At 64.3% G+C, this 21718-nt stretch carries 18 protein-coding genes; 10 read left to right on the top strand and 8 right to left on the bottom strand.

Features of this window, described 5'->3' with window-relative positions; all coding sequences use genetic code 11:
* Positions 1-3: 3 nt before the first annotated feature.
* Entirely contained in the window at positions 4-1425 is a 1422-nt protein-coding gene (locus tag DM826_RS10120) for an FAD-dependent oxidoreductase (protein ID WP_120103290.1), read from the bottom strand.
* Positions 1426-1528: 103 nt separating this feature from the next.
* On the opposite strand from DM826_RS10120, the gene DM826_RS10115 reads away from it, so the two are divergent.
* Together DM826_RS10115 and DM826_RS10110 are read left to right on the top strand one after the other, a co-directional pair.
* Entirely contained in the window at positions 1529-1807 is a 279-nt protein-coding gene (locus tag DM826_RS10115) for a hypothetical protein (RefSeq protein ID WP_120103288.1), read from the top strand.
* A 74-nt stretch (positions 1808-1881) separates the two neighbouring features.
* Positions 1882-2235 (top strand): rhodanese-like domain-containing protein, encoded by a 354-nt coding sequence (locus DM826_RS10110; protein ID WP_120103286.1) that lies wholly within the window; start codon positions 1882-1884, stop codon positions 2233-2235.
* Here DM826_RS10110 and DM826_RS10105 read toward each other — a convergent pair.
* From DM826_RS10105 to yciH, 3 genes are all read right to left on the bottom strand, one after another.
* The gene (locus tag DM826_RS10105; RefSeq protein WP_120103283.1) at positions 2232-4151 is read right to left on the bottom strand and encodes a hypothetical protein; all 1920 of its coding nucleotides are present in this window, start codon (positions 4149-4151) and stop codon (positions 2232-2234) included. The two genes, DM826_RS10110 and DM826_RS10105, sit on opposite strands and share 4 nt — an antisense overlap.
* A gap of 69 nt (positions 4152-4220) precedes the next feature.
* The gene (locus tag DM826_RS10100) at positions 4221-6026 is read right to left on the bottom strand and encodes a COG1361 family protein (RefSeq protein ID WP_133304671.1); all 1806 of its coding nucleotides are present in this window, start codon (positions 6024-6026) and stop codon (positions 4221-4223) included.
* A 97-nt stretch (positions 6027-6123) separates the two neighbouring features.
* Complete coding sequence (gene yciH, locus DM826_RS10095) at positions 6124-6417, bottom strand: stress response translation initiation inhibitor YciH (RefSeq protein WP_120084435.1); 294 nt, start codon at positions 6415-6417, stop codon at positions 6124-6126.
* 178 nt (positions 6418-6595) lie between these two features.
* Here yciH and mutS point away from each other — a divergent pair, with 178 nt between their 5' ends.
* Together mutS and mutL are read left to right on the top strand one after the other, a co-directional pair.
* Positions 6596-9265, top strand: coding sequence for a DNA mismatch repair protein MutS (mutS, locus tag DM826_RS10090; RefSeq protein WP_120103280.1), 2670 nt, complete (start codon positions 6596-6598; stop codon positions 9263-9265).
* Positions 9266-9324: 59 nt separating this feature from the next.
* Positions 9325-10992 carry a DNA mismatch repair endonuclease MutL gene (gene mutL / locus DM826_RS10085; protein WP_120103278.1) on the top strand — a complete coding sequence of 556 codons (1668 nt, stop codon included), beginning with the start codon at positions 9325-9327 and terminating at the stop codon, positions 10990-10992.
* Positions 10993-11006: 14 nt separating this feature from the next.
* Here mutL and DM826_RS10080 read toward each other — a convergent pair whose 3' ends face one another.
* The 4 genes from DM826_RS10080 to DM826_RS10065 form a co-directional block, all read right to left on the bottom strand.
* The gene (locus DM826_RS10080) at positions 11007-11243 is read right to left on the bottom strand and encodes a DUF7573 domain-containing protein (RefSeq protein WP_120103276.1); all 237 of its coding nucleotides are present in this window, start codon (positions 11241-11243) and stop codon (positions 11007-11009) included.
* A 65-nt stretch (positions 11244-11308) separates the two neighbouring features.
* A complete protein-coding gene (gene lysS, locus DM826_RS10075; protein ID WP_120103275.1) occupies positions 11309-12979 on the bottom strand; it encodes a lysine--tRNA ligase in 1671 nt (556 codons plus the stop codon).
* Complete coding sequence (gene pyrH / locus DM826_RS10070) at positions 12976-13695, bottom strand: UMP kinase (RefSeq protein ID WP_120103273.1); 720 nt, start codon at positions 13693-13695, stop codon at positions 12976-12978. The genes lysS and pyrH overlap by 4 nt, the downstream gene beginning before the upstream one ends.
* Before the next feature lie 78 nt (positions 13696-13773).
* Complete coding sequence (locus tag DM826_RS10065; protein ID WP_120103272.1) at positions 13774-14328, bottom strand: hypothetical protein; 555 nt, start codon at positions 14326-14328, stop codon at positions 13774-13776.
* Positions 14329-14457: 129 nt separating this feature from the next.
* Here DM826_RS10065 and DM826_RS10060 point away from each other — a divergent pair, with 129 nt between their 5' ends.
* The 6 genes from DM826_RS10060 to DM826_RS10035 all read left to right on the top strand — a co-directional run bounded on the left by DM826_RS10060 (position 14458) and on the right by DM826_RS10035 (position 21669).
* Positions 14458-15276 carry a molybdopterin synthase gene (locus DM826_RS10060; protein ID WP_120103269.1) on the top strand — a complete coding sequence of 273 codons (819 nt, stop codon included), beginning with the start codon at positions 14458-14460 and terminating at the stop codon, positions 15274-15276.
* A gap of 81 nt (positions 15277-15357) precedes the next feature.
* Positions 15358-16494: a site-2 protease family protein gene (locus DM826_RS10055; RefSeq protein ID WP_120103802.1), complete on the top strand. Its 1137-nt coding sequence runs from the start codon at positions 15358-15360 to the stop codon at positions 16492-16494.
* A gap of 166 nt (positions 16495-16660) precedes the next feature.
* Positions 16661-18586 (top strand): PAS domain-containing protein, encoded by a 1926-nt coding sequence (locus tag DM826_RS10050; protein WP_165853298.1) that lies wholly within the window; start codon positions 16661-16663, stop codon positions 18584-18586.
* Positions 18587-18797: 211 nt separating this feature from the next.
* Positions 18798-19904: a metal ABC transporter substrate-binding protein gene (locus tag DM826_RS10045; RefSeq protein WP_120103264.1), complete on the top strand. Its 1107-nt coding sequence runs from the start codon at positions 18798-18800 to the stop codon at positions 19902-19904.
* Positions 19904-20641, top strand: a complete 738-nt coding sequence (locus DM826_RS10040; protein ID WP_120103262.1) for a metal ABC transporter ATP-binding protein — start codon at positions 19904-19906, stop codon at positions 20639-20641. Before DM826_RS10045 ends, DM826_RS10040 begins: the two co-directional genes overlap by 1 nt.
* A complete protein-coding gene (locus tag DM826_RS10035) occupies positions 20641-21669 on the top strand; it encodes a metal ABC transporter permease (protein ID WP_120103260.1) in 1029 nt (342 codons plus the stop codon). Before DM826_RS10040 ends, DM826_RS10035 begins: the two co-directional genes overlap by 1 nt.
* Positions 21670-21718 lie beyond the last annotated feature (49 nt).

Below are 21718 nucleotides of genomic sequence, written 5' to 3'. Positions count from 1 at the left end.
AGGTCACGACAGCGCGCCTCGCAGTACCTTCGCGGCAACAAGCACCGGATCCCACACGGGGCTAAACGGCGGCGCGTAGGCGAGATCCAGCCGTTCAACCTCAGCGACGGTCAGCCCCGACTCCAACGCTGTCGCCAGCGTGTTGATCCGGACGGCTGCCCGGTCGGCTCCGACGATGGTGCCACCTAGCAACCGCCCGGTTTCACGGTCGGCAACGAGTGTTACGTCGGTTTCGGCCCCGCCAGGGTAGTAGCCGGAGCGGGAACCGGCGGTGATCGTTTTGCGAACCGGATCGAAGCCAGCCTCACGGGCGGCGTCAGCGTCGACAAGCCCGACCCGCCCGCATTCGAGATCGAAGGCTTTGACCACGGCTGTCCCGGCGATATCGCCGACGGGTTCGGACTCGCCGGCGACGGTCGCACCGATCGCCCGCCCGCCACGGTTGGCGGTCAGCCCAAGCGGCATCCATGTGGGTTCGCCTGTAACCGTGTGCCGTGCGGTCGCACAGTCGCCGGCCGCATACACATTCGGTAGATTTGTCCGGCCGTACTCGTCGGTCGCGATCGCGCCGCCGACACCGAACTCGATGTCGGTCTCGGCCACCAACTCGGTGTTTGGTGTGATGCCGACGCCAACGACGGCGAGATCGACCGGCTGCTGGCCGCCCTCGTAGCTGATCGCCTCGATTTTGTCGTCGCCAACGAGACTCTCAACGGGGGTGTCTGTGTGGACGTGGACGCCCTCGGCTTCCAGTTCGGCTTCGACCCGGTCGGCGACAGCCTGGCCAAACGGCTGGAGGACGTGGCCCGAACGCTGGAAGAGGTGGACATCGAGTCCGCGGCCCCGAAGCGCTTCGGCCATCTCGACGCCAACGTAGCCGCCGCCGACGATGGCTGCGGTTTCGGGGGCTGGCTGTTCGGCGTTGTGGGCGACCCGTTGGCGGTCGGCTGGCGTGTCGGCGATCCGTGCCTCGTCGTAGGTCTCGGGGACAGCGATGTAGGCGTCGATCGCGGCGGCCGCATCCATGTTGTGCAACGTGAACGCGCCATCGAGGTCGCGGAGATCGAAGGGGCCGGTCGTCGCCCGGCCACCGGTGGCGACAAGGAGGTCGCTGTAGGGTTGTTCGATCGTTTCGCCGTCGGCGTCGACGGTGACGACGCCGGCGTCGGGGTCGACAGCGGTCGCCTCGTGGCCACGCCGAAGATCGATCCCGCGCTCGTCGGCCTCGGCTGGCGACAGCGACAGCAGGTCGCTCAACTGCTCGATGCGGCCCTCGATGAAGTAGGGCATCCCGCAGTAGGCATACGAGATCCACCGACCTTTCTCGAAGACGATGACCTCCTGGTCGGGGTCGACGCGGCGACACTTGCTGGCGGCGCTTAGGCCGGCGGCGTCGGCTCCGACGACGACAAACGGATCTGTCATAGCTGGTAGATCGGCTGGTGGCGACAAAAGACTCCCCCCGCGCTCCGTGTCACACTGTCGCTCAGCCAGTGAGTATTTAGCATCTCAGGTCGTTGCCATCGGTATGGTGCAGGAGCGCGTCATCCGGTTTCTCGCCACGGGTCGCACCAGACGCGTGCTGATAGCCATCCGTGATGCGACCATCTCGCCGTCGATCGCGCTGGTGCTCATCTCGACGACGCTGATTTTTCCGCTGACGCTGTATGCGCTGTTGGTGTGGAACACCGGCCCGCTGATGGGCGTGCTGATGGGTGTGATCTTCGCAGCGGTGTATTTCCTCATGACGATCCTCTTTGGGATCATCTTCTACTACAAGGACACCCGAGAGTTGCCACTGCCCTGAGTCTTCTCGCACGTCCGTCTCGGGTTCCACCGGTCGCCGAGAGACTTTTCACCGCGGCTCGGCACCCACGCGGTATGGATGGCGAGATCTCCCCGTCGACGGTGGCTGACCTCCATGCAAGTGACGCGCCACCCCGCATCGTCGATATCCGCAACCCAACTGCGTTTGCGCGCGAACATATCCCGGAGAGCGTGAACATCCCCTTCGAGGAGCTACCGGATCGGGTCGCGGAACTCACCGACGCCGACCGGATCATCACCGTCTGTCCACACGGGCAGGCGAGCGTGCAGGCTGCCCGGCTGATCGGCTCGTATGAAGGCACCACCGACTGCCAAGTCGAGAGTATGGAAGGCGGTCTCACCGCGTGGGATGGGCCGCTGGCGTCGACGACGCAGTCCGCCGACGAAGGCCCAGAGGCTCCGTTTTAATCCTGCTGTCGGCGGCTCGCAGTGAGTGATAGCACACCCATCGCCACAGCGAGCATCGCCACGCCGACACCAAACCCGGGTGTGTCGTCGTCGGTCGCCGTGGGTGGTGTGGTACTGTTCTGATCGTCGCCTGTCTCGTTGCCGGTGGTTCCTTCGATATCATCCTCATCGAGGGCTGGCGGGTCGCTGTCGATCGTTCCACCGCTCGTGCTGTCGGCTGCGCTGACGGTAACGGTGAAGCTGTCGACGCCGGCTGTGACCCGGTAGGTTCCCGGCTCGGTGAATATCTGTGTAACTGTGTGGGTCGCGCTCTCGCCGGGTCGCAATCGCCCGCGTGCGACCGTTTCTGTCTCATTGACACGGAACGGAAGCGCGTAGTCGCCGACCGTCCCACCGATGTTTTCGACTGTCAGCCTGACTCTGAGTGTTTCGCCGGCAACAACGGCCAGTTCCTGCCCGCTGAGCGCCGTTGTCCGCGTTGGCCCCGCAACGGTTATCGGGTTATCGTCGGCCAGCCGGTAGCGAAACTGGGCCGGTGATCCACCGAAGGCAGCGGCGTGGGCGGTGCGGTTCCACATCTGCGGCCCAGCGGTCGTTGTCGTGTAGCGGTCGGCGACGGCGGCCACGTCGCGGTCGGCTGCGTTTCTGACCGCTTGCCGGACGGCTCGGTCGTCAATCGGCGCTGTGGCGCTGTTGAGTTCCCGGAAGACTGTATCGAAGGTGGCCTCTCGGTTGGTCGCTACCCGAATCCGACGATCGAGGTCGCCGGCGACGAGTCCGCCCTTGCGGTAGTTGGCAAAGTCATCCCACCGATCCGGATCGGTGAGTACTGCTCGCCGCTGATCTGCGGCTGCACCGGTCGCCAACTGCCGGCGGAACGCCTCAAAGTCGATGCGGCCGGTCTCAAGCGGCAACAACGCAGCGTAGTATGTTGCACTTCCCTCGGTGAGCCATTCGGCACTCGGAGCGGCGGTGTAGTCCTGCCGGGTGTGGACGTACTCGTGTACCCAGACGTTCGAGGGCGTCGCCACATCCTCGGCGTCGCGCACCCAGAAATCCGAATCTCCGACTTGGAGGCCGCGAACCGTCCACCTGACCGCACCGGTCGGGGCCGCGATCATCAGCACTTCTTTGTCTCGGTCGCCGACCTGGAGTCGACCGGCTGCGTTGGCGACCGAATCGAGAATTGCTCCCGGCTCGGCTTCGAGATCGGTCGCCGTGGGGATCACGAGTCGCAGGGTCTGACCGTGGGCCCGCCGGGTGCGAACGTCGACTGGCCCCAAGAATGCCATCCGGTCGCCGGCGACGCCGGGGCCATCGATGGCGGTCTCTCGATCGAGTTCGAGGCTACTGCTCCCGGTGTAGCGGCCGGTGATCCCAGTTTGAGGGATCCGGACGAGCGCCCATGAGTCGGTGTCGGCAAAGAGATACTGGCCATCGACCGACAGCGGCCCCTCTCGATCGGAGAGCCGGTTGGGATCGACGCGGTAGGTGACCGTGGGTCTCGCGTCCGTACCATCCCAGCTGTAGTCGTCGTCGCTGGCGTGGCTGAAGCCATCGGTGTCGGTGACACGGGCTCGATCCGGCACCGACGCAGTGAGTTGGGTGACACGGTCGGGGATCGAGACCGCGACCTGCACGGTGATCTCGCCAACTCGGTCTGGTGTCCGATCCAGTGTTGTCGTCACCGTGAGACTGTCATCCGAACTCGCTTGTAACGTCGCCCCGTTATCGGCCTGCTGTCGAAGGGTCGTTGTCGGCGTTGTTGCTGGCGGCGTTGTCGGTGTCGCTGCAGTCGTTGCTGACGGTGTTGTCGCAGTTGCCGCTGGCGTTTCACCAACTCCAACTGCCGGAACGATCCCAAGACAACAGCCGGCCACGAAACAGACGACAAGCGTGGCCCGAACAGCGTCCATACGCATCGGACAACTGGGGGAAGGATAAATCTCTGGCAGCGATCGGTGCCTATTCGGTGTTGACGACGACTATACCTCTCGACTGTACCGAAGCGCAAACAGCCCGACTGCGACCGCTGCACCACCGATCCCGAAGCCGGGGATCTCGATTTCTGTGGGCACCTCAATTGGCGATTGCGTCGCCGGTGGATTCTCGGTTGCTGTCACGCGAATCTCTTCGCCGCCGACAGCGATCCGGTAGCTCCCGGGTTCGGTGAACCGCTGGTCAAAGCGATGCGTTGTCGTCTCTCCCGGAGCCAGCCGCCCCGTCCGCGTCGTCTCGTAGTCGCCGACATCGAAGGGAAGTTGGTAGTCCCCGGTCGTCCCGCCGACGTTTTCGACGGTGACTCCCACCGAAACCGTCTCGTTGACAGCGACAGTGAGATTTTCGCCAGCCGCCGGGAGCGGGCGGCTCGTCCCGTTAACGCTGAGCGGCGTGTCGTCAGCAAACCGGAAGGCAAAGCGGGCGGGCTCGCCCCCGAAGGCGACGACATGGGCGTCGCTGCCCCACATGGCGTCGACTGTCGCTGCGGTCGTCGCTGCGTCGGCCTCGTTGGCGACCCCCTCGCCGGCGATGCGGTCGATATACCCCGAAACGTCTCGGGCCGTCAACTCGCCGTCGTGGCTGTTGATCGCCCGGATGACGGTATCGAGGCTGGCCTCGCCGTCGGTCGCTACCCTGATCCGGCGGTCAAGATCGCCAGCGACGAGCGCGCCCTTGCGATAGTTGGCGAAGTTCTCCCAGGTGTCGGGGTCGGTCATCACTGCTGATGCTTGGGGTTCCTCTTCTCCCTGTGCGAGAAACCGCTGGAAGCGATCGAAGTCGACGCGGTCGGCCTCCAGCGTCAGCAACGCGGCGTAGTAGGTTGCTGTCGCCTCGGTGATCCACCGGGCGTCTGTCGCCGCGTTGTAATCCTGCCGGGTGTGGACGTACTCGTGAACCCAGTTGTTTGCCGGCGTGTCGAGTGGTTCGTCAGCCCGCACCCAAAAGTCGCTGTCGCCGGTCTGAATCCCTCGAACGGCCCACTCGATGTCACCGGTTGGGGCGGCGATCATCAGCACCTCGTCGTCGCGGGCTCCGACCCGAAGTCGGTCGGAGGCGGTCGTCACCGACTCGAAGACCTCGCGTGGCTCGGCTTCGAGGTCGGCAGCTTCGGGAACGACGAGCGTGAATGTCTGGCCGTGGGCTGTCTGTGTCCGCTGCTCGTAGGAGCCGAGGAACGCGATCCGATCGCCGGCGACGCCGGGGCCATCAATGACGGTTTCTCGGATGATCTCGGGGTCGTCGCCGACGATCCGGCCGCTGATGTCGCCGACCGACGGGATCTGAACGAGCGACCAGTTGGCGGTGTCGGCAAACCGGTAAGAACCCTCGGCTCCGGGCTGATCGGCTGCACTACGAACGTTTGCGTCGATCCGGTAGGTGACCGTTGCCGGGTTGCTGTTGCTGTCCCATTCAACGTTGCCGTCGGCGGTGCGGGTGAAGCCGCTGGTCGCAACCACCTGTGCGTCCGCTGGCAATTCGAGTGTTAGTTCGGTGAACTGCGAGGGGATATCGGCGGTGACGGTCGCGGTGATTTCCCCGACCCGATCGGGGGTTCGATCCAGCGTCGTCGTCAACCGTAATTCGTTGTGTGTCGACAGCGGTGTTGGTAACGGCGTGTCGGTTGTCGCCGATTCAAGCGACATCGACGCGCTTGATGCGGTTGTTGACGTAGCTGGTGTTGCTGCTGTTGCTGCGGTCGGACTTGCTGGAGCGGCCGCAGCCGCGACCGGTGCTGTGAGTAGATTCGCAAGTACTAGAAGTGCAACAACTGAGGCCCGCCACGTCGACATAGCTGATTCAACGCCTTGAAGCCGCATAACGGTTCCCGACGGTGAGTGGTGCTGGATAAAAAGCAGGCGTCGGACGGGAGGCGGCTAGGTCACTAGCTCACGCAACCGTGAACCCCTTATCGCGGAGGAAGTCCTCCACGCGACCCTGGTGGTTGCCCTGGAGTTCGATGGCGTCATCCTCGATGGTACCACCGCAGGCGAACTTGGATTTGAGATCCGACGACAGGCTGCTCATATCCACGTCACCGGGGTCGAATCCTTCGATGACCGTTACCTCCTTCCCGTAGCGGCGCTCGTCGATGCGGATGTTGATCTGTTGAGACTCTTTGGCAACGTCCTCGCAGACGCAGAGTTCATCAGGCAATCCGCACGTCGAGCAGACTTCCGACATTACAATCGGCACTACAGGATGGTCATATTAAACAGTGTCGGGATTTACAACCGGTCTCACGGCACGTGTTGGGAGCTACAGCTGTCCAAACCGGCCAGATTGAGCTTTCCAGGCGTTTCTCTGCGGCCTCGGAACCGACATCCGAGCGATTATACCGCTCGCGGACGGCCTCCCGGCTATGACTGCGGTGACGGGGCTGCCGCCGATGATGGTCGACCGCAAGGACGAGGTGACGCCCATGTTGGGTCAGTACGTCGAGCTTTGTGAGCAACACCCCGACGCACTCGTTTTATTTCAGGTCGGCGACTTCTACGAAGCCTTCTGTGAGGCCGCCGAGGAAGTCGCCCGCGTTTGTGAGGTGACGCTAACGCAACGCGAGGATTCGACCGGCGAATACCCGATGGCGGGGATCCCCATCGACAACGCGGCCTCCTATCTCGAACGCCTCGTCGAGGCTGACTACCGGGTCGCGCTGGCTGATCAGGTCGAAGACGCCGAGGAAGCGAGCGGACTCGTCGACCGCGCAGTAACACGGGTCATCACCCCCGGCACGGTCGTCGAAGACGAATTGTTGGCGGCGGGGTCGACAACCTACGTCGCAAGCGTCGTCGAACGCGACGCGGCAGACGGAGATCGAGACGGCTACGGTATCGCCGCGGTCGATGCCTCGACCGGCGAGTGTTTGGTCACGACCGTCCCGACCCGCGGCGACGTACGCGAAGAACTCGACCGCATCCAACCGAACGAACTGCTCGTCGCTGACGACGCGCCGACGGTCGCCCCCGACGGCGACTGGATGGAAAGCGCGGTCGATGCCGAGTTGTTCGACTCCACTGTTGCCCGCGATCGCCTGACCGAGTACGTCGCCGACCCCGACCGCCGTCTCGACAACCACGCCGAGCAGCGGGCCTGTGGCGCGGTGTTGGCCTACGCCGAGTACACGCAGGGCGACAACGGCCCGCTCGAATACGTCTCGCGGATTCGTCGGCACGACCAACGCGATCAACTCCGCCTCGACGCCGCCGCGCTCCGGAGTCTCGAACTGTTCGATAATCGCGGCCCCGGATCGGGTGCGACGGTCTTCGACGTGCTCGACGAAACCGCGAGCGCGCTCGGCCGGCGGTGTCTCGACCGCTGGCTTCGCCGGCCGCTGGTTGATCGCGCGGCCATCGAAGCCCGTCTCGACGCGGTTGAGTCCCTCGTCAGCGACGGCGTCGTCCGCAGCGATCTTTCCGATTTGTTGGCCGAGGCCTACGACCTCGAACGCCTCGCCGGCCGCGTCTCGCGGGAGCGCGCCAACGCCCGCGACCTCCGCGCGCTGCACGCGACGCTGTCGATTGTCCCCGACCTGAAGGAACTCATTGCCGACATCCCCGCGCTCAGCGACCACCATGACCGCCTCGACGAACTGGACGACGTAGCCACATTGATCGACGAGGCGATCAGCCCGGAGCCGCCGATGGAACTCACCGAGGGCGGCGTCATCAAGCAGTCCTTCGACGACGAACTCGATGCCCTCAGAACGACCGAACAGGCGGGCCGCGAGTGGGTCGCCGACCTCGAAGCCGCCGAACGCGAGCGCACCGGTATCGACTCGCTGTCGGTCGGCCACAATCAGGTTCACGGCTACTACATCGAGGTGACGAACCCGAACCTCGATGCGGTGCCCGACGACTACACGCGCCGCCAAACCCTGAAAAACGCCGAGCGGTTCTACACGCCCGAACTCAAAGAGCGCGAAGACGAGATTTTCGGCGCGGCCGAACGCGCCGACAGCCTCGAATACGACCTGTTCTGTGAGGTTCGGGAGACGGTCGCCGCCGAAACCGACCGGATTCAGGCGTTAGCGACCGCGATTGCGGAACTCGACGCGCTGTGTTCCCTCTCTATCGCCGCGACGGAGGGCGATTACGTCCGCCCCGAGTTCCAAGCCGCCAGCGACGACGCCCAAATCTCGATCCACGGCGGCCGCCATCCGGTCGTCGAGACCACGCAAGCGGAGTTCGTCCCGAACGATACCGACCTCGCTGGCGGCGACGTGGCGATCATCACCGGCCCGAACATGAGCGGGAAATCGACCTACATGCGCCAAGTCGCGCTAATCTGCCTCCTCGCTCAGACGGGAAGCTTCGTCCCTGCTGAGGCCGCCACCCTCCCGGTTCTCGATCGGATCTTCACCCGTGTCGGCGCGAGCGACGACATCGCCGGCGGCCAGTCAACGTTCATGCGGGAGATGAGCGAACTCACCGAGATTCTCCACGACGCGACCGACAACTCGCTCGTTCTTCTCGACGAGGTCGGCCGCGGAACGAGCACGGCCGACGGCCTCGCTATCGCTCAAGCGACGACCGAGTTCATCCACGACGAACTCGACGCGACGACGCTGTTCGCGACTCACTACCACGGACTGACCGAACTCGCCGACGAGCGCGCTGGCGTCCACAATCTCCATTTCGCGGCGACACGCGAGGGCGACGACGTGACCTTCCTCCACCGCGTCGCGCCTGGCGCGTCGTCAGCCTCCTATGGGATCGAAGTCGCTCGGATGGCTGGCGTCCCGACACCCGTCGTTGATCGCGCTCGCGATGTCGTCAAAACGACAACTGGCGACGGTGACGCTGGTGGCGACGATGTTGACAGCGAAGGTGCCGATACCCCGACTGAACCGGCAGCCAGCGTGCCAACCACTGACGACGCCATCGCCGATGTGCTGGCAGAGCAGGCACTCGACGCGGAGGCCGTCGCCGCAGTCGTCGATGAACTCCACGAACTCGATATTGCGACGATGACGCCGCTGGAAGCACTCAATACGCTGGATTCGCTTCGATCCCAACTCGACGAAGAGTGATCGGAATCAAATACCCGAAGCGGCTAAACCGGTCGCGCCTCCAACCACGCTAAAACAGCATGCCGTCCCAACTCACCCGGCTCGACGACGCGACGGTCGCCAAAATTGCGGCCGGTGAGGTCATCAGCCGCCCGGCACGCGTCGTCAGCGAACTCATCGACAACGCCCTCGACGCGGGCGCGAGCCGGATCGATATCGCCGTCGACGGCGACGGCACCGAGCGGATTCGCGTCGAGGACGACGGTCACGGCCTCTCGCGGGGGGACGCCGAACTCGCCGTCCAGCGACACACGACGAGCAAGCTCCCAGCCGACGCGGACGCGTCGCTGACAGCGGTCTCGACGCTCGGCTTTCGCGGCGAGGCGTTGGCCGCAATCTGCGATTGCGCCATCGTCGAGATCGTGACCAACGACGGCGACGCCGTCGGCACGGAACTCCGCGCTGCGGACGGCGAGGTGACTGTTACCGACACCGCCCGCGGACAGGGGACGACGGTCACGGTCACCGATCTCTTCGCCGACCGCCCGGCCCGCCGAGAGTCACTTGCCTCTGCAGCCGCCGAGTTCAGCCGGATCAGCGATCTCGTCGCCGACTACGCGCTGGCCCACCCCGATGTCGGGTTCTCGCTGCGCCACGATGGCACAAAGACGTTCTCGACCCCCGGCGGCGGCCTGCGCGACGCACTCCTCGGCGTCTACGACGCGGATATCGCTCGCAACGCGACCGTCGTCGAACGCGCGACAGATATCGATATCGAGGACGGAACCGGATCGTTCGATCTCCGCGGGATTCTCACCTATCCCTCGGTCACGCGCTCGACCCGCGAGCACGTCCGGATCAGCGTCGCCGGCCGGCCCGTCTCGGATTCCGGACTCCGGCAAGCAGTTATCGACGGCTACGGATCGCTGTTGCCCGGCGACCAGTTCCCGATCGCCGCGGTCGATATCGAGCCGCCGACCGGAGCCGTCGACCCGAACGTCCACCCGGCGAAACAACGGGTCGGACTCCGATATCGAGACGCCCTCGAAGCCGCAGTCGAAGACGCCGTCTCGGAGGCGTTGTCAACGGCCGACGCGCGCCGCGCCGAGGCGGCCGCGACCGATCTCACAACCGAACTCGATGGTGTCGACCGCAGCGATCCCTTCGCCGACCTCCGTGTCATCGGCAGTTTTCGAGAGCTCTATCTACTCTGTGAGGATGACGACGAGCTACTGGTGATCGATCAACACGCCGCCCACGAGCGGGTCAACTATGAGCGACTGCAGGCCGCCGTCGGCGACGACGCGATTCCGACGGCGACACTTGAGCCGGCGGAATCGGTGTCGGTGTCGCCGGCAGCTGCATCGCTCGCTGAGGAGTACGCCGACCTGCTTGCGGCCCTCGGGTTCGATGTCGAACCGTTCGGCGGCGGGACGCTACGGGTGTCGGCGGTGCCGGCCCCGTTCGGTCGCGTCGCCGACGCCGACACGTTGCGAGCGACGCTCGACGAGTTGGCTGCCGGTGAGTCGCCGGCCGATCCACGCGAGACGTTGCTGGCGACGCTGGCCTGTCAGCCGTCGCTGAAAGCCGGCGCGGAACTGTCACTGGAGGACGCAGAGTCGCTATTGGCGCGGCTCGGTGAGTGTGAGCAACCATTCGCGTGTCCACATGGGCGGCCGACGATCTGCTCGATCGACGAGACAACGCTTGCGGCTGGCTTCGACCGTGGAGCGACGCGCTTCGAGTAATCACACTGGCGACGTTACCATGCCTTACAGTCGGGACAAACGAACTCGCCGTCATCGAGCCACTGCCGTTCGGTCGTCGCGCCACAGCGGGCACACGCCGTGCCGTCGGGCTCCCAGCGATAGGTGGCGGTTACCGGATCAGCTGTTGGATCAGCCGCCGCAGTCACCTCGTCGTCGCTGTCAGGATCGTCGTTGGCTTCGGATTCCGAACTGTCGTCAGTAAACTCAGTCAGTGGCCGGTCCTCACTCATCGGTCGCTAGTGGCGCGACGGCATAGTAAAACCGGGCGATCAGTCGTTGTCGCCAGCGGTTACGGTCAGCGTTCGCGGCGGAGCCGGCCGACGACGAACTCCTGTTCGAGATCGCCGAGGAACTCGCCGAGCCGTGGGCCCTGGGTCTCATCGAAAAACAGCCGGTAGCCGGCCTCGAAGAGGTCGCCCGGTTCGATCCCGTGGTCGCGGGCGGTGTCGTAGATTTCGGATTGGATCGTCTCGCCGTCGTGGCCCGCGGCGACGACATCGGCCAGCGAGTCGAGAGCGTCGCTCGTCGCGTCGTCGAATGCCACATCGGGTAACTCGGCCTGCAGGCGGTAGTTGTAGGCGTTGTCCATCCGCTCGGCCCAGGTGCGGGCCTGCTCGACGCGAGCAAGGGCGGCTTCGACGGTCGCCTCGTCGGCGTCATCGGGGATATGGCCCTCGTCGCGGGCCAACTTCTCGCGGAGGTCGCGGTCGTCGACCATGCCGAGCACCGCCGCAAAGGTGTAGGGCAGTCGGATCGGTCGCTCGTCGGTAACGTTGCCGACGACGTAGGGGTAGGCTGCCTCGGCGAAGGCGGTCACCGACTCGTCGTCGACGCCCTCGTAGTAGGCTTCCTCGAAGCGGTCGAAGTCGTCGACGAGTTGGTCGAGCCGCGAGAGGTCGAGGTCGCGGGCCTTCTTCGGGTGCAGCGCGAAGAAGTAGCGGATGATTTCGGGTTCCAGTAGCTCAAGCAGTTCGGGGACGGTGACGATGTTGCCCGCTGAGGAGGACAGCGCCTCGCCGTTGAGCGTGAACCACTCGTAGACCATCGGCACCGGCGGCTCAATTCCGAGGACATTCTCGGCGATGTCGACGCCGGAGGGCCACGAGCCCTCGGCGTGATCCTTGCCGAACGGTTCGAAGTCGACATCGAGCACCTGCCACTGGCCGGGCCACTCGAACCGCCACGGGAGTTTGCCCTCGCGGAACGTCGCAGTCCCCTCGTGGCCGCAGCCCTCGATGGTCTCGTCGCCGACTTCCATGTCGGTACAGACGTAGTCGACGGTTTCGGCGTCGAGGTCGATGTCGGTGACCGTCTCGGTCAGTTTGCCGCACTCCTCACAGATCGGATTAAACGGGACGTAGTCGTCGTCGGCCTTGGCCTGATACTCACTGAGCACCTCGCGGGCGGTGTCAACGCGGTCAAGGACGCGCTCGACAACCGGATCGAAGGCTCCCTCGCCGTAGAGCTCGGTGTTGGAGTACATCTCGATATCGACCCCAAGTCGATCGGCGTCGGCTTCGAGCAATGCGGCGAAGTGGGCGGCGTAGGAGTCGCGTTCGCCGAAGGGATCGGGGATGTCGGTGTAGGGCTTGCCGAGGTTGCGGCCGAGCGCGCCGGCATCAACCTCGCCGAGACCAACGATCTGTCCGTCGGGATCGGCTAATTTGCGGGGCAGTTTGCGGAGCGGATCGCGGTCGTCGCTGGTGAAGACCTGCCGCACCTCGTGGTCGCGATCGCGGAGGGCTTCGGCGACGAAATAGCCGCGCATGATCTCGTTGACGTTGCCGAGGTGGGCGACGCCCGACGGCGAGACGCCACCCTTGATGACGATCGGGTCGTTGGGGTCTCGCTGCTCAATCTCGTCGGCGACACCCTCGGCCCAGAAGTCGTGGTGCTCGTCGTCTGGTTCGTCGACTGGGGTGGCTGTCTCGTCGTTGCTGTCGGCGTCAGTGTCGTCCGTGCTCATTCTGTCGTGATCCACTCCGCTGGTTCCTCGCCGCCTTCAGGGATGACATCGGTGCCGGTGTGGCTCCCGTTGAGCACCGCATCGGTGATGTTGCTGGGATCGGTGCCATCGAAAACGATCGCCCGCATCCCTGCCCGCTCGATGAGCTTTGCGGCCAGCAGATCGACCGGTGCCGAGGAGCCTGCATCCCGGCTCATCGGGACGACCAACTCGACGAGTTCCGCCGGCGACATCGTCGTATAGCGGATCGCCTCGGGATCCTCGTTGGGGTCGGCGTCGTAGACACCGTCAGTGCTGGTCGCGTAGGCCAGCAGGTCGGCATCGACGTACTCGGCGAGGGCGGCGGCGACGGCGTCGGTGGTCTGGCCGGCCATCACCCCACCCATGATCGCCACATCGCCGCGGTTGAGCGCCTCGCCGGCATCGGCGTAATCTTCCGCGGGCGTCGGGTTTGTGCAGGTATCGAGGGCGGCGATCAACAGTCGAGCGTTGAGCCGGGTGGCGGCGATCCCGAGTTCGTCGAGTTCGACCTCGTTGCCGCCGAGCTCGCGGCCAGCGGCGATGTAGTCGCGGGCGACTTCCCCACCGCCGACGACGATGCCGACCTCAAAACCGGCGTCGACAAGCGATTCGATCGCCGCGGCGTGGGCTGCCACCTGCTCGGCGTCGAGATCCGGTGCGAGGACGCTCCCGCCAAGTGAAAGGATGACCTTCATTGCCATCCGGTATCCCCGAGTCGGCCTTAAGCGTTCTCACACGGGGAGCCGCGACCGGTTCACCGCGATTGTCAGCCGCTATGCGTCGTCGCCGAACCGATCGGCGAGGTCGCTGAACTCGTCGATGACAAGGATCTCGATCGGGCTCGGCGCGCCGTCGGCCCCAAGGCCGACGATGATGTGTTGGTCGTCGGTGTTGTCGACGGTGACACTCGCCTGCCGGCTGCTCGTCTCGTTGATCGCGCTGTCGAGGTCGACCGTGACGGTGTACTCTCCGGCGTCGGTAAACACGTCGCCGTAGGCCGGTGTCGAACTCGGCTCATCTGTGTTTTCCTCGTCGTCGCTGTCGCTTGGCGCGACCGTGAACGACTCCGAGAGCTGCGTCTCGCCGTTCGGATCGACGACGGTGACGCTGCCGCTCTGTTCCTGATTGGTACCGTTGAGCACGTTGACGTCCTTGAGGATCGCCCCGGCGATGCTGTTCATGATATCAGTACAGCCGGCCAGCCCTGCGAGGGCCGTCGCCCCGCCGGCGGCTAGCAGCCGGCGTCGGGTTGTGTGAGTTGTTGTGGGGCTTTCGGTCGCTTGGTCGGTGGGTGGGCTGTCACTGCGCGGCGATCGGTTCGAATCCATTGGTGTCTTGTAGACTCCCTCGACTCAAAAACCGGGGCGGGGTGTTTCTCGGTGTGAAACAGTGGTCGTTGCGTGAGCGGATCCACCGAGACGCTAACACTCAAGGACATCGGCGGCGGCAGATGACCCATGCAGACGCTCTGTGTGGTCGGCGATGACGCCTCAGCGGTCGCCGACGCGCTTGCTACCCGGATCGCCGAGACGTACGAGGGTCGGGTCGCCACCGTCGACTACGGCGATGCTGTTGACAACGTCGCTGTCGACGAAGGCGATCCCACCGACGCCGACGGCCGATTCAGCCTCACAAGCAAGGGTCAGTGGGTTGGTCGCGGCGATGACCGCTCGCTTGTCGACCTCCTGGATTCGCTTGCGCCCGACTACGAGTACGCCGTCGTCGCCGGCACAAGCCATCATCGGCTGCCGACTGTCGTTGTTGGCGACAGCGACCCTGAGCCAGCGAACGTTGTCGCCGAGGCACCGACCGCCGACGCCGTCGATATCGCCGCGCTCGCCACCCGGGTTGATGATTTCGAGCCACACGTGACCTTAGAGACGCTCATCGACCGGGCAGAGGCCTCGCCGCTGGCCGAGCGATCCGGCGCGATTGCGACGTTTACCGGTCGCGTTCGCATCAAAGACAGCCCCGAGGACGACCGCACCGAACACCTCGCGTTCGAGAAATACGAGGGTGTCGCCGACGAACGGATGGCCGCCATCAGCGACGACCTCACCGACCGTGAGGGCGTCTTCGAGGTGTTGATGCACCACCGCGTTGGCGTCATGGGCCCGGGCGAGGACATCGTCTTTGTCGTTGTGTTGGCGGGCCACCGCGAGGAGGCGTTTCAGACCGTCGAAGATGGCATCAACCGCCTGAAAGACGAGGTGCCGATCTTCAAGAAGGAAACAACCGAGGCCGACGAGTTTTGGCTCCACGAGCGAGGGGGGTAGGCGGCGTTGCTGCCGGCAGGCATGGCGACGACGACAAGCGTTTATGCCTCTCAGTCACGTACTCATGGGTAATGGGTGACGATGGCTGAGCCGGAGTCGATTCCCCGCCCGGAGGGGCTTGAGACGTGGTACCAGCTCAGTGACGTGCGGATCGACGGCGATCGGATTATCTACTACGGTGAGCCGTTGATTCCCGAACAACGACTCCACAAGGAGCTGTGGCCGGCGTTTCAGGAAGCCGGCTACGAACTCAAGCTTGCGACCCCCCGTGGAGCCGATGGTACCGCCCTCGTCGCCATCGAGTCCGGCAGCGTCGGCAACGACGGCGTGCCGTGGACAAACATCGCGCTGTTCGCTGCGACGATCATCTCCACGCTGTTTGTCGGGGCTGTCGGCTGGTATTTCGTCCCGTTTTCGGAGCTCGTTGCCAATCCGCTGGCGGTGCTACAGGCCTGGCCCTTTACCGCCGCTGTCCTCGGCGTGCTCATGACCCACGAGTTGGGTCACTACGCGATGGGCCGGTACCACGACGTGACCGTCTCGCTGCCGTATGTCATTCCCTTCGTGTTTCCTTTCGGCACGCTGGGGGCGATCATCAAGATGAAAAGCCGGATGCCGGATCGCAAAGCGCTCTTCGATATCGGCGTTGCCGGCCCGATCGCCGGTCTCGTCGCCACCATCGTTGTCACCGCCATCGGGCTCTCGTTGGGCCCGGTTGAACTACCAGCCCGCGTCGTCGAACAGTCCCAATCCGCCGAGTCGATCGTGTTCAACAATCCGCCGCTGATGGATCTCATCGCGTGGGCGATCGGTGAGCCGGTAGTCTACAGCGATCCGGGGCTCAATCCCCATCCGGTCATCATCGGTGGCTGGGTTGGGATGTTTTTCACCTTCCTGAATCTGCTCCCGGTCGGCCAACTTGACGGCGGCCACATGGTGCGCGCGATGGTTGGACAGCGACAGGAGACGATCGCCGCGTTGGTGCCGGCTGTCCTCGTGACGATCGCCGGCTATCTGTACTACGTCCGTGATCTCGGGCTCAACGACTCGGTCGGGCTCTGGGCGTTTTGGGGGCTGTTCTCGCTGGTTATCGCCTACAAGGGGCCGGCAGACCCAGGTGACGAGACGGCCATCGGGCTGCCACGTCTGGTGGTCGGCCTGCTGACCTTTGCTCTCGGCTCGCTGTGTTTCATGCTCGTGCCGATTCAGGTCGGTTGACCGCTCGCTTAGAGTGACTGAGATCGTGTTGGTGAGGGCACATGGTTTTGTTCTCTGACTAGTAATTGTTGTGTCGTAGTATGACAGCCAGTCCCCAACACCCCAGATCGCGGCTGACCGCTGGCGGCGTTGGCACCGACGACGTCCCATGGTTCGGGGGACAGCCATGACTGACCCGGACGATGTGGCGGCCGCTCAACAGCAACTGTTCGAGATCATTCGCCGGGACTGTCCGTTCGACCAGAAGGCCCGCGACGCCCTCCAACTCGGCGTCTCGTATCTTGGCGTCGACAACGGTCATCTTACGCGGATCGACACCGCGACCGACGACTGGCAGGCGATGGTCAGCACCGACGCCGCCGACGGTCACACCCCGCCGGAACTCGAACTTGATCTCCGAGAAACCTACTGTCGGCACGCGATCGAGTTGGGCGACCAGCAGTCCGTTCCCGACGTGTCGGCCAGCGAGTGGGCCGACGATCCGGCCCGAGACACCCGTGAACTCGGCTGTTATCTCGGGACGCCGATCGTCCTCGACGGGGAGCCACGCGGCACCGTCTGCTTTGTCGCTGCCGAGGGCCGCGAGCCCTTTACCGACGCCGACCGTCAGTTCGCCGAATTGCTGGCCTGTCTACTGGAACGCGAACTTGAACGTGAGACTGTCGCCACCGCGCTCACCAACCAGACGACGCTGGCGACGGTGCTCAACCGCGTGCTGCGGCACAATCTCCGCAACGAGATGTCGGTCATTCGGGGGTTCACACAGCTCATGGCCGCCGACACCGACACCGGGCACGACGATACCGTCTTTGAACATATCGACGACCTCCTCCAACTCTCGGAGAAAGCCCGCGAGCTTGAACGGATCGTCACCAGCGACGCCGACCGCACGACCGTTGATATCGTCGCCCTCGTCGACAGTCTCGTTGACGCTGTCGACGACGACTACCCGGCGGCGTCGATCTCGGTTATCGCTGACGGCTCGATCACGACAGCCGTGTTACCAAGCTTCGAACGCGCGCTCATGGAGTTGCTCGACAACGCCGCCAAACACGGCGGTGACGCGCCGACGATCACCGTGACCGTTGAGACGGTACCGGATGCCGTCGAGATCGAGATTGTCGACGACGGCCCTGGCCTCAGCGAGCAGGAGATCGACGTGTTGGATACCGGCACCGAAACGCCGTTTACCCACGGCAGCGGCCTCGGCCTCTGGCTGGCCCACTGGATCGTCAGCAGCCACGACGGCACGATCGACGCGATGGCCACCGACGCGGGAACGGTTATGACCGTCTCGGTGCCGCAAAAACCCGCGATGAAGATCAGCCACGACCTTCCGGAGCTGACCCGGGCCCGAGACACCTATCGGGCGGCCGTCGAGGGGGCTTGCGATGCGATCGTCGTCGTCACCGACGACGGCCGAATCGTTGAGGCCAATCCCGCTGCCGGCGAGCTCTTTGGCGCCGATCGGACCGCGCTGCTCGGCCGTGTTCTCACGGACTTTTTCGCCGAGGGGGTCACCGTCGAGACGATCTGGGCCGACCCCGATCTCAGCGAGCGGGCCACGGTCACCGCCGTCGACGACGCCGGCTGGAGGCGTATTATCGAATACACCGCTACCCCGGAGATCGTCACCGGCCATCACCTCTTTGTTGGCCGTGACGTGACCGAACAGGTCGCCCGCGAGGCGGAGTTGGCCCGCAAAACACAGGCGATGGACGAGGCCCCGATCGGGATCGTCCTCACCGACCCAACTGCCCCGGACAACCCCATCATCTACGTCAACGACGCTTTCTGTGAACTGACCGGCTACACGGCCGAGGAGATGCTCGGGCAGAACTGCCGGTTTCTGCAAGGGCCAGCCACCGACGACCAACGGGTCGCCGAGCTCAGCGCCGGGATCGAAAACCGCGAGTCAACATCGGTGACGCTGCGAAACTACCGCGCTGACGGCACCCCATTTTGGAATCACATCACCATCGTCCCGGTCGCCAGCGGCGACGACGAGCGCATGGTCGGCTTTCAGGAGGATGTGACCGATCGGATCGACCGGCCGGTGTCGCCGGCGGAGCCACCGAACTCCGCAGAGTAACCCGCTTACTGCTGTGTGATCGCCAGCGTCGTAGAGCCGCGGCCACCGCTCGTGAGTCTCACCTGGTTGGTACCACTTCTGGGTGGTACCACTTGTTCGGATTCATGCGCGTCAGCTCAGGCTCTCAGTACGTGCTTCCGCACCGAGTTATTACTGACTAAAACTAAATACCAAATATTATTATATCAAAGCTTTATTTTAATAACTACAGATGAACCTCAATAGACGCCAGGTGTTGGCTGCCGCCGCGACAGCGGCCGGCAGCGGCGCGCTTGCAGGGTGTACTGACGATGGATCAGCCGCCGAATCAGCCACGACAGCAACGACCACCCAAGCCTCGTTTTTCGTCTTCGGGGATATCGCCGAGCATGTTGCCGGTGATGCGGCGACCGCTGAGCTGCTTGTTCCTGTCGGGCAACACGGTCATGGGTGGGAGCCCGGCCCGCGTGTTCGGGAGGCCATCCGCGATGCTGACCTGTTCGTCCACGGCATGACCGGCTTCCAGCCGTGGGTTGACGACATCACCGCCGATCTCGACGCCGACGGTGCCGATGTGGCAACCGTTGATGCGAGTGCGGATGTTGATCTGCTGGCGATCAGTGGTGGTCACGATGAGCCTGCCGGCGAACACGACACGACACATGACGGCGACCACAATGAGACAGAAGCCGATGGCGACCACACCGAAACAGCGCACAATGAGACAACTCACGACGGCCACAACGAGACAGCGCACACCGAGGAAACCGACCACCACAGCGACGAGGAACACGATCACGGCTCCGGGATGGATCCACACTTCTGGATGGATCCGCTTCGCGTGAAGACGGCGACCGATACCGTCCAGCAGGCCCTCGCGGCTGTTGACCCCGACAACGCCGAGGCCTACGCCGACAACGCCGCGGCGTTCCAAGACGACCTTGACGGCCTCCACGAACAGATTGAGTCGACAGTCGCCGACGCATCGAGTGGCATGCTTCTCGTGGCGGGACACAACGCCTTCCAGTACCTCAGCGACCGCTACGACGTGACCGTTGCCTCCCTCACGAATGTCTCGCCGGACGACCGGCCGACGAGCCGCGATATTCAGCGCGCACAGGAACTCATTGAGACCCACGACCTGCAGTACATCTGTGCGGATCCACTCGAATCACAGCGGGCTGCCACCCAGCTTGTTGCCGACACCGACGCCGAGGCGGTGCTACCGCTGACGGCGATTCCGGGACTTACCGACGAGTGGGAACAGGATGGTCTCGGCTACATCGAGATCATGGAAACGGTCAACCTCCCGACGCTCGAACGAGTTTTTGACGCATAATGGTGCTCCTCGATGTCGATGACGTCACGTTTGCCTACGGCGACCAGCCGGTCATCGATGGTGTTTCACTTGCGGTTGAATCGGGGGCGTTCCTCGGACTCGTTGGGCCGAACGGCTCGGGGAAGACAACGCTGCTTGAACTCATCATTGGGCTGCGCCGTCCAGACTCCGGCACGGTCCGGCTGTTCGGCGATCCTACCCACGAATCAAATCACGGCGAGCGGATCGGCTTTGTCCCACAGACGGTGAGCGACACAAACGGCGCGATGCCGATCACCGTCAGAGAGGCTGTCCGGATGGGGCGGTACGCACACACGCTGCTGGGTCGATTCACCGACGATGACCGCGCCGCGATCGATGCAGCCTTACAACGCGTCGGGATCACCGACATCGCTGATCGCCGGATCGGCCGGCTCTCCGGTGGGCAACGCCAGCGGGCGTTTATCGCTCGCGCCCTCGCCTCCGAGGCCGATCTCCTCGCGTTGGATGAGCCGACTGTCGGTGTCGATGCCGAATCCAGGGAGGCGTTCTACGATCTCCTCCATGCGCTGAACGAGGAGGGGATCACGATCATCCTCATCGAACACGATATCGGCATCGTCACCACACACGCTTCGGAGATCGCCTGCCTCAACCGGGAGCTATACTTCCACGGCGACCCCGAGTCGTTTGTTGAAACCGACGCACTGGCCGACGCCTACGGCGGTGGCCAATCACTCATTCACCACCAGCACTGATGACACCACTCTCACTTTCCGCGTCGACACCGCCTGCAGTGCTCGCCCAACTGAGTGTCGACGCTGCCGTGCAGTTCGTCCTCGATAGCGTGTGGGGAACCGCCCTTGATGGGATCGCTGGGCTCACCGGGATCGACATGCTTGCCTCGCCGTTCATGCAGCGGGCGTATCTGGCTGCGATCTGTATCGCGATTATCGGCGCGCTCGTCGGCAGCTTCCTCGTCCACCGAGAGATGGCGATGATCGGCGACACGCTCGCCCACTCGGCGTTCGCCGGCGTCGCCGTCGGGCTGTTCGTCAACGCGACGTTTTCGGTCGTCGTCGCACCGTTCGTGACCGCACTGCTGGTCGCCGCTGTCGCCGCGCTGCTCGTGCAGTCGTTGGTCGATTACGCTGGGGCCTACCGTGATACCTCACTCGCGATCGTCCTGACGGGATCGTTTGCGGTTGGGAGCATCCTCGTGACCGCGACCGATGGGGGAATCGCTGTCGGCATCAACGCCTACCTTTTCGGCTCGCTTGCCACTGTCTCCCGATTGAACGCGGCGATCCTGCTGGGGTTGAGCGTCGTCGTAACCGCCGCCGTCGCCGTCGCCTACCGGCCGCTCGTCTTCGTCACCTTCGACGAGATCGGGGCCCGTGCCGCCGGGATACACGTGACCCGATACAACCAGCTGCTTGCTGTGCTGACGGCGGTCGTCGTTGTCGGCGCGATGCAGATCATGGGCGTCATTCTCGTCGCCGGGATGCTCGTGATCCCGGTTGCGGCGGCAACGCCGGTTCGAGGCTTCAAGCGAGCTATCGGGGTTGCCGTCGGAGTCGGTCTCATTGCCACGACAGCCGGTGTGACACTCTCCTATCAGTACGACATCGCCGCCGGCGGGACGATCGTGCTCGTGGCGATCGCGCTCTATACGGTAAGCAAACTCAGCGTGCGGGTTCGCCACCGGCTCGCTCGGCGAACGCAGGCGTCCTCGGCGGCAGCCGCTTCGCAGCCGGTCACAGCCGACGGCGGAGACGACAAATAACGCTGGAAGCGTTTTGGATCTGGTCATCCCCAGCTCGCCGTCGATCGCT

The organism is Halonotius aquaticus (genome assembly GCF_003605575.1).
Lineage (GTDB): Archaea > Halobacteriota > Halobacteria > Halobacteriales > Haloferacaceae > Halonotius > Halonotius aquaticus.
Note: the sequence above shows the minus strand (reverse complement) of the source record. Positions and strands in the feature narration are given on the sequence as shown.

What these genes read in the sequence shown, in the direction of transcription:
- DM826_RS10060 (WP_120103269.1), top strand. Translation starts at nt 14,458, where the DNA reads ATGCAGACGCTCTGTGTGGTCGGCGATGACGCCTCAGCGGTCGCCGAC.
- DM826_RS10035 (WP_120103260.1), top strand. Translation starts at nt 20,641, where the DNA reads ATGACACCACTCTCACTTTCCGCGTCGACACCGCCTGCAGTGCTCGCC.
- mutL (WP_120103278.1), top strand. Translation starts at nt 9,325, where the DNA reads ATGCCGTCCCAACTCACCCGGCTCGACGACGCGACGGTCGCCAAAATT.
- DM826_RS10045 (WP_120103264.1), top strand. Translation starts at nt 18,798, where the DNA reads ATGAACCTCAATAGACGCCAGGTGTTGGCTGCCGCCGCGACAGCGGCC.
- DM826_RS10065 (WP_120103272.1), bottom strand. Translation starts at nt 14,328, where the DNA reads ATGGATTCGAACCGATCGCCGCGCAGTGACAGCCCACCCACCGACCAA.
- mutS (WP_120103280.1), top strand. Translation starts at nt 6,596, where the DNA reads ATGACTGCGGTGACGGGGCTGCCGCCGATGATGGTCGACCGCAAGGAC.
- DM826_RS10105 (WP_120103283.1), bottom strand. Translation starts at nt 4,151, where the DNA reads ATGGACGCTGTTCGGGCCACGCTTGTCGTCTGTTTCGTGGCCGGCTGT.
- DM826_RS10050 (WP_165853298.1), top strand. Translation starts at nt 16,661, where the DNA reads ATGACTGACCCGGACGATGTGGCGGCCGCTCAACAGCAACTGTTCGAG.
- DM826_RS10110 (WP_120103286.1), top strand. Translation starts at nt 1,882, where the DNA reads ATGGATGGCGAGATCTCCCCGTCGACGGTGGCTGACCTCCATGCAAGT.
- yciH (WP_120084435.1), bottom strand. Translation starts at nt 6,417, where the DNA reads ATGTCGGAAGTCTGCTCGACGTGCGGATTGCCTGATGAACTCTGCGTC.
- pyrH (WP_120103273.1), bottom strand. Translation starts at nt 13,695, where the DNA reads ATGAAGGTCATCCTTTCACTTGGCGGGAGCGTCCTCGCACCGGATCTC.
- DM826_RS10115 (WP_120103288.1), top strand. Translation starts at nt 1,529, where the DNA reads ATGGTGCAGGAGCGCGTCATCCGGTTTCTCGCCACGGGTCGCACCAGA.
- DM826_RS10080 (WP_120103276.1), bottom strand. Translation starts at nt 11,243, where the DNA reads ATGAGTGAGGACCGGCCACTGACTGAGTTTACTGACGACAGTTCGGAA.
- DM826_RS10120 (WP_120103290.1), bottom strand. Translation starts at nt 1,425, where the DNA reads ATGACAGATCCGTTTGTCGTCGTCGGAGCCGACGCCGCCGGCCTAAGC.
- DM826_RS10100 (WP_133304671.1), bottom strand. Translation starts at nt 6,026, where the DNA reads ATGTCGACGTGGCGGGCCTCAGTTGTTGCACTTCTAGTACTTGCGAAT.
- DM826_RS10055 (WP_120103802.1), top strand. Translation starts at nt 15,358, where the DNA reads ATGGCTGAGCCGGAGTCGATTCCCCGCCCGGAGGGGCTTGAGACGTGG.
- DM826_RS10040 (WP_120103262.1), top strand. Translation starts at nt 19,904, where the DNA reads ATGGTGCTCCTCGATGTCGATGACGTCACGTTTGCCTACGGCGACCAG.
- lysS (WP_120103275.1), bottom strand. Translation starts at nt 12,979, where the DNA reads ATGAGCACGGACGACACTGACGCCGACAGCAACGACGAGACAGCCACC.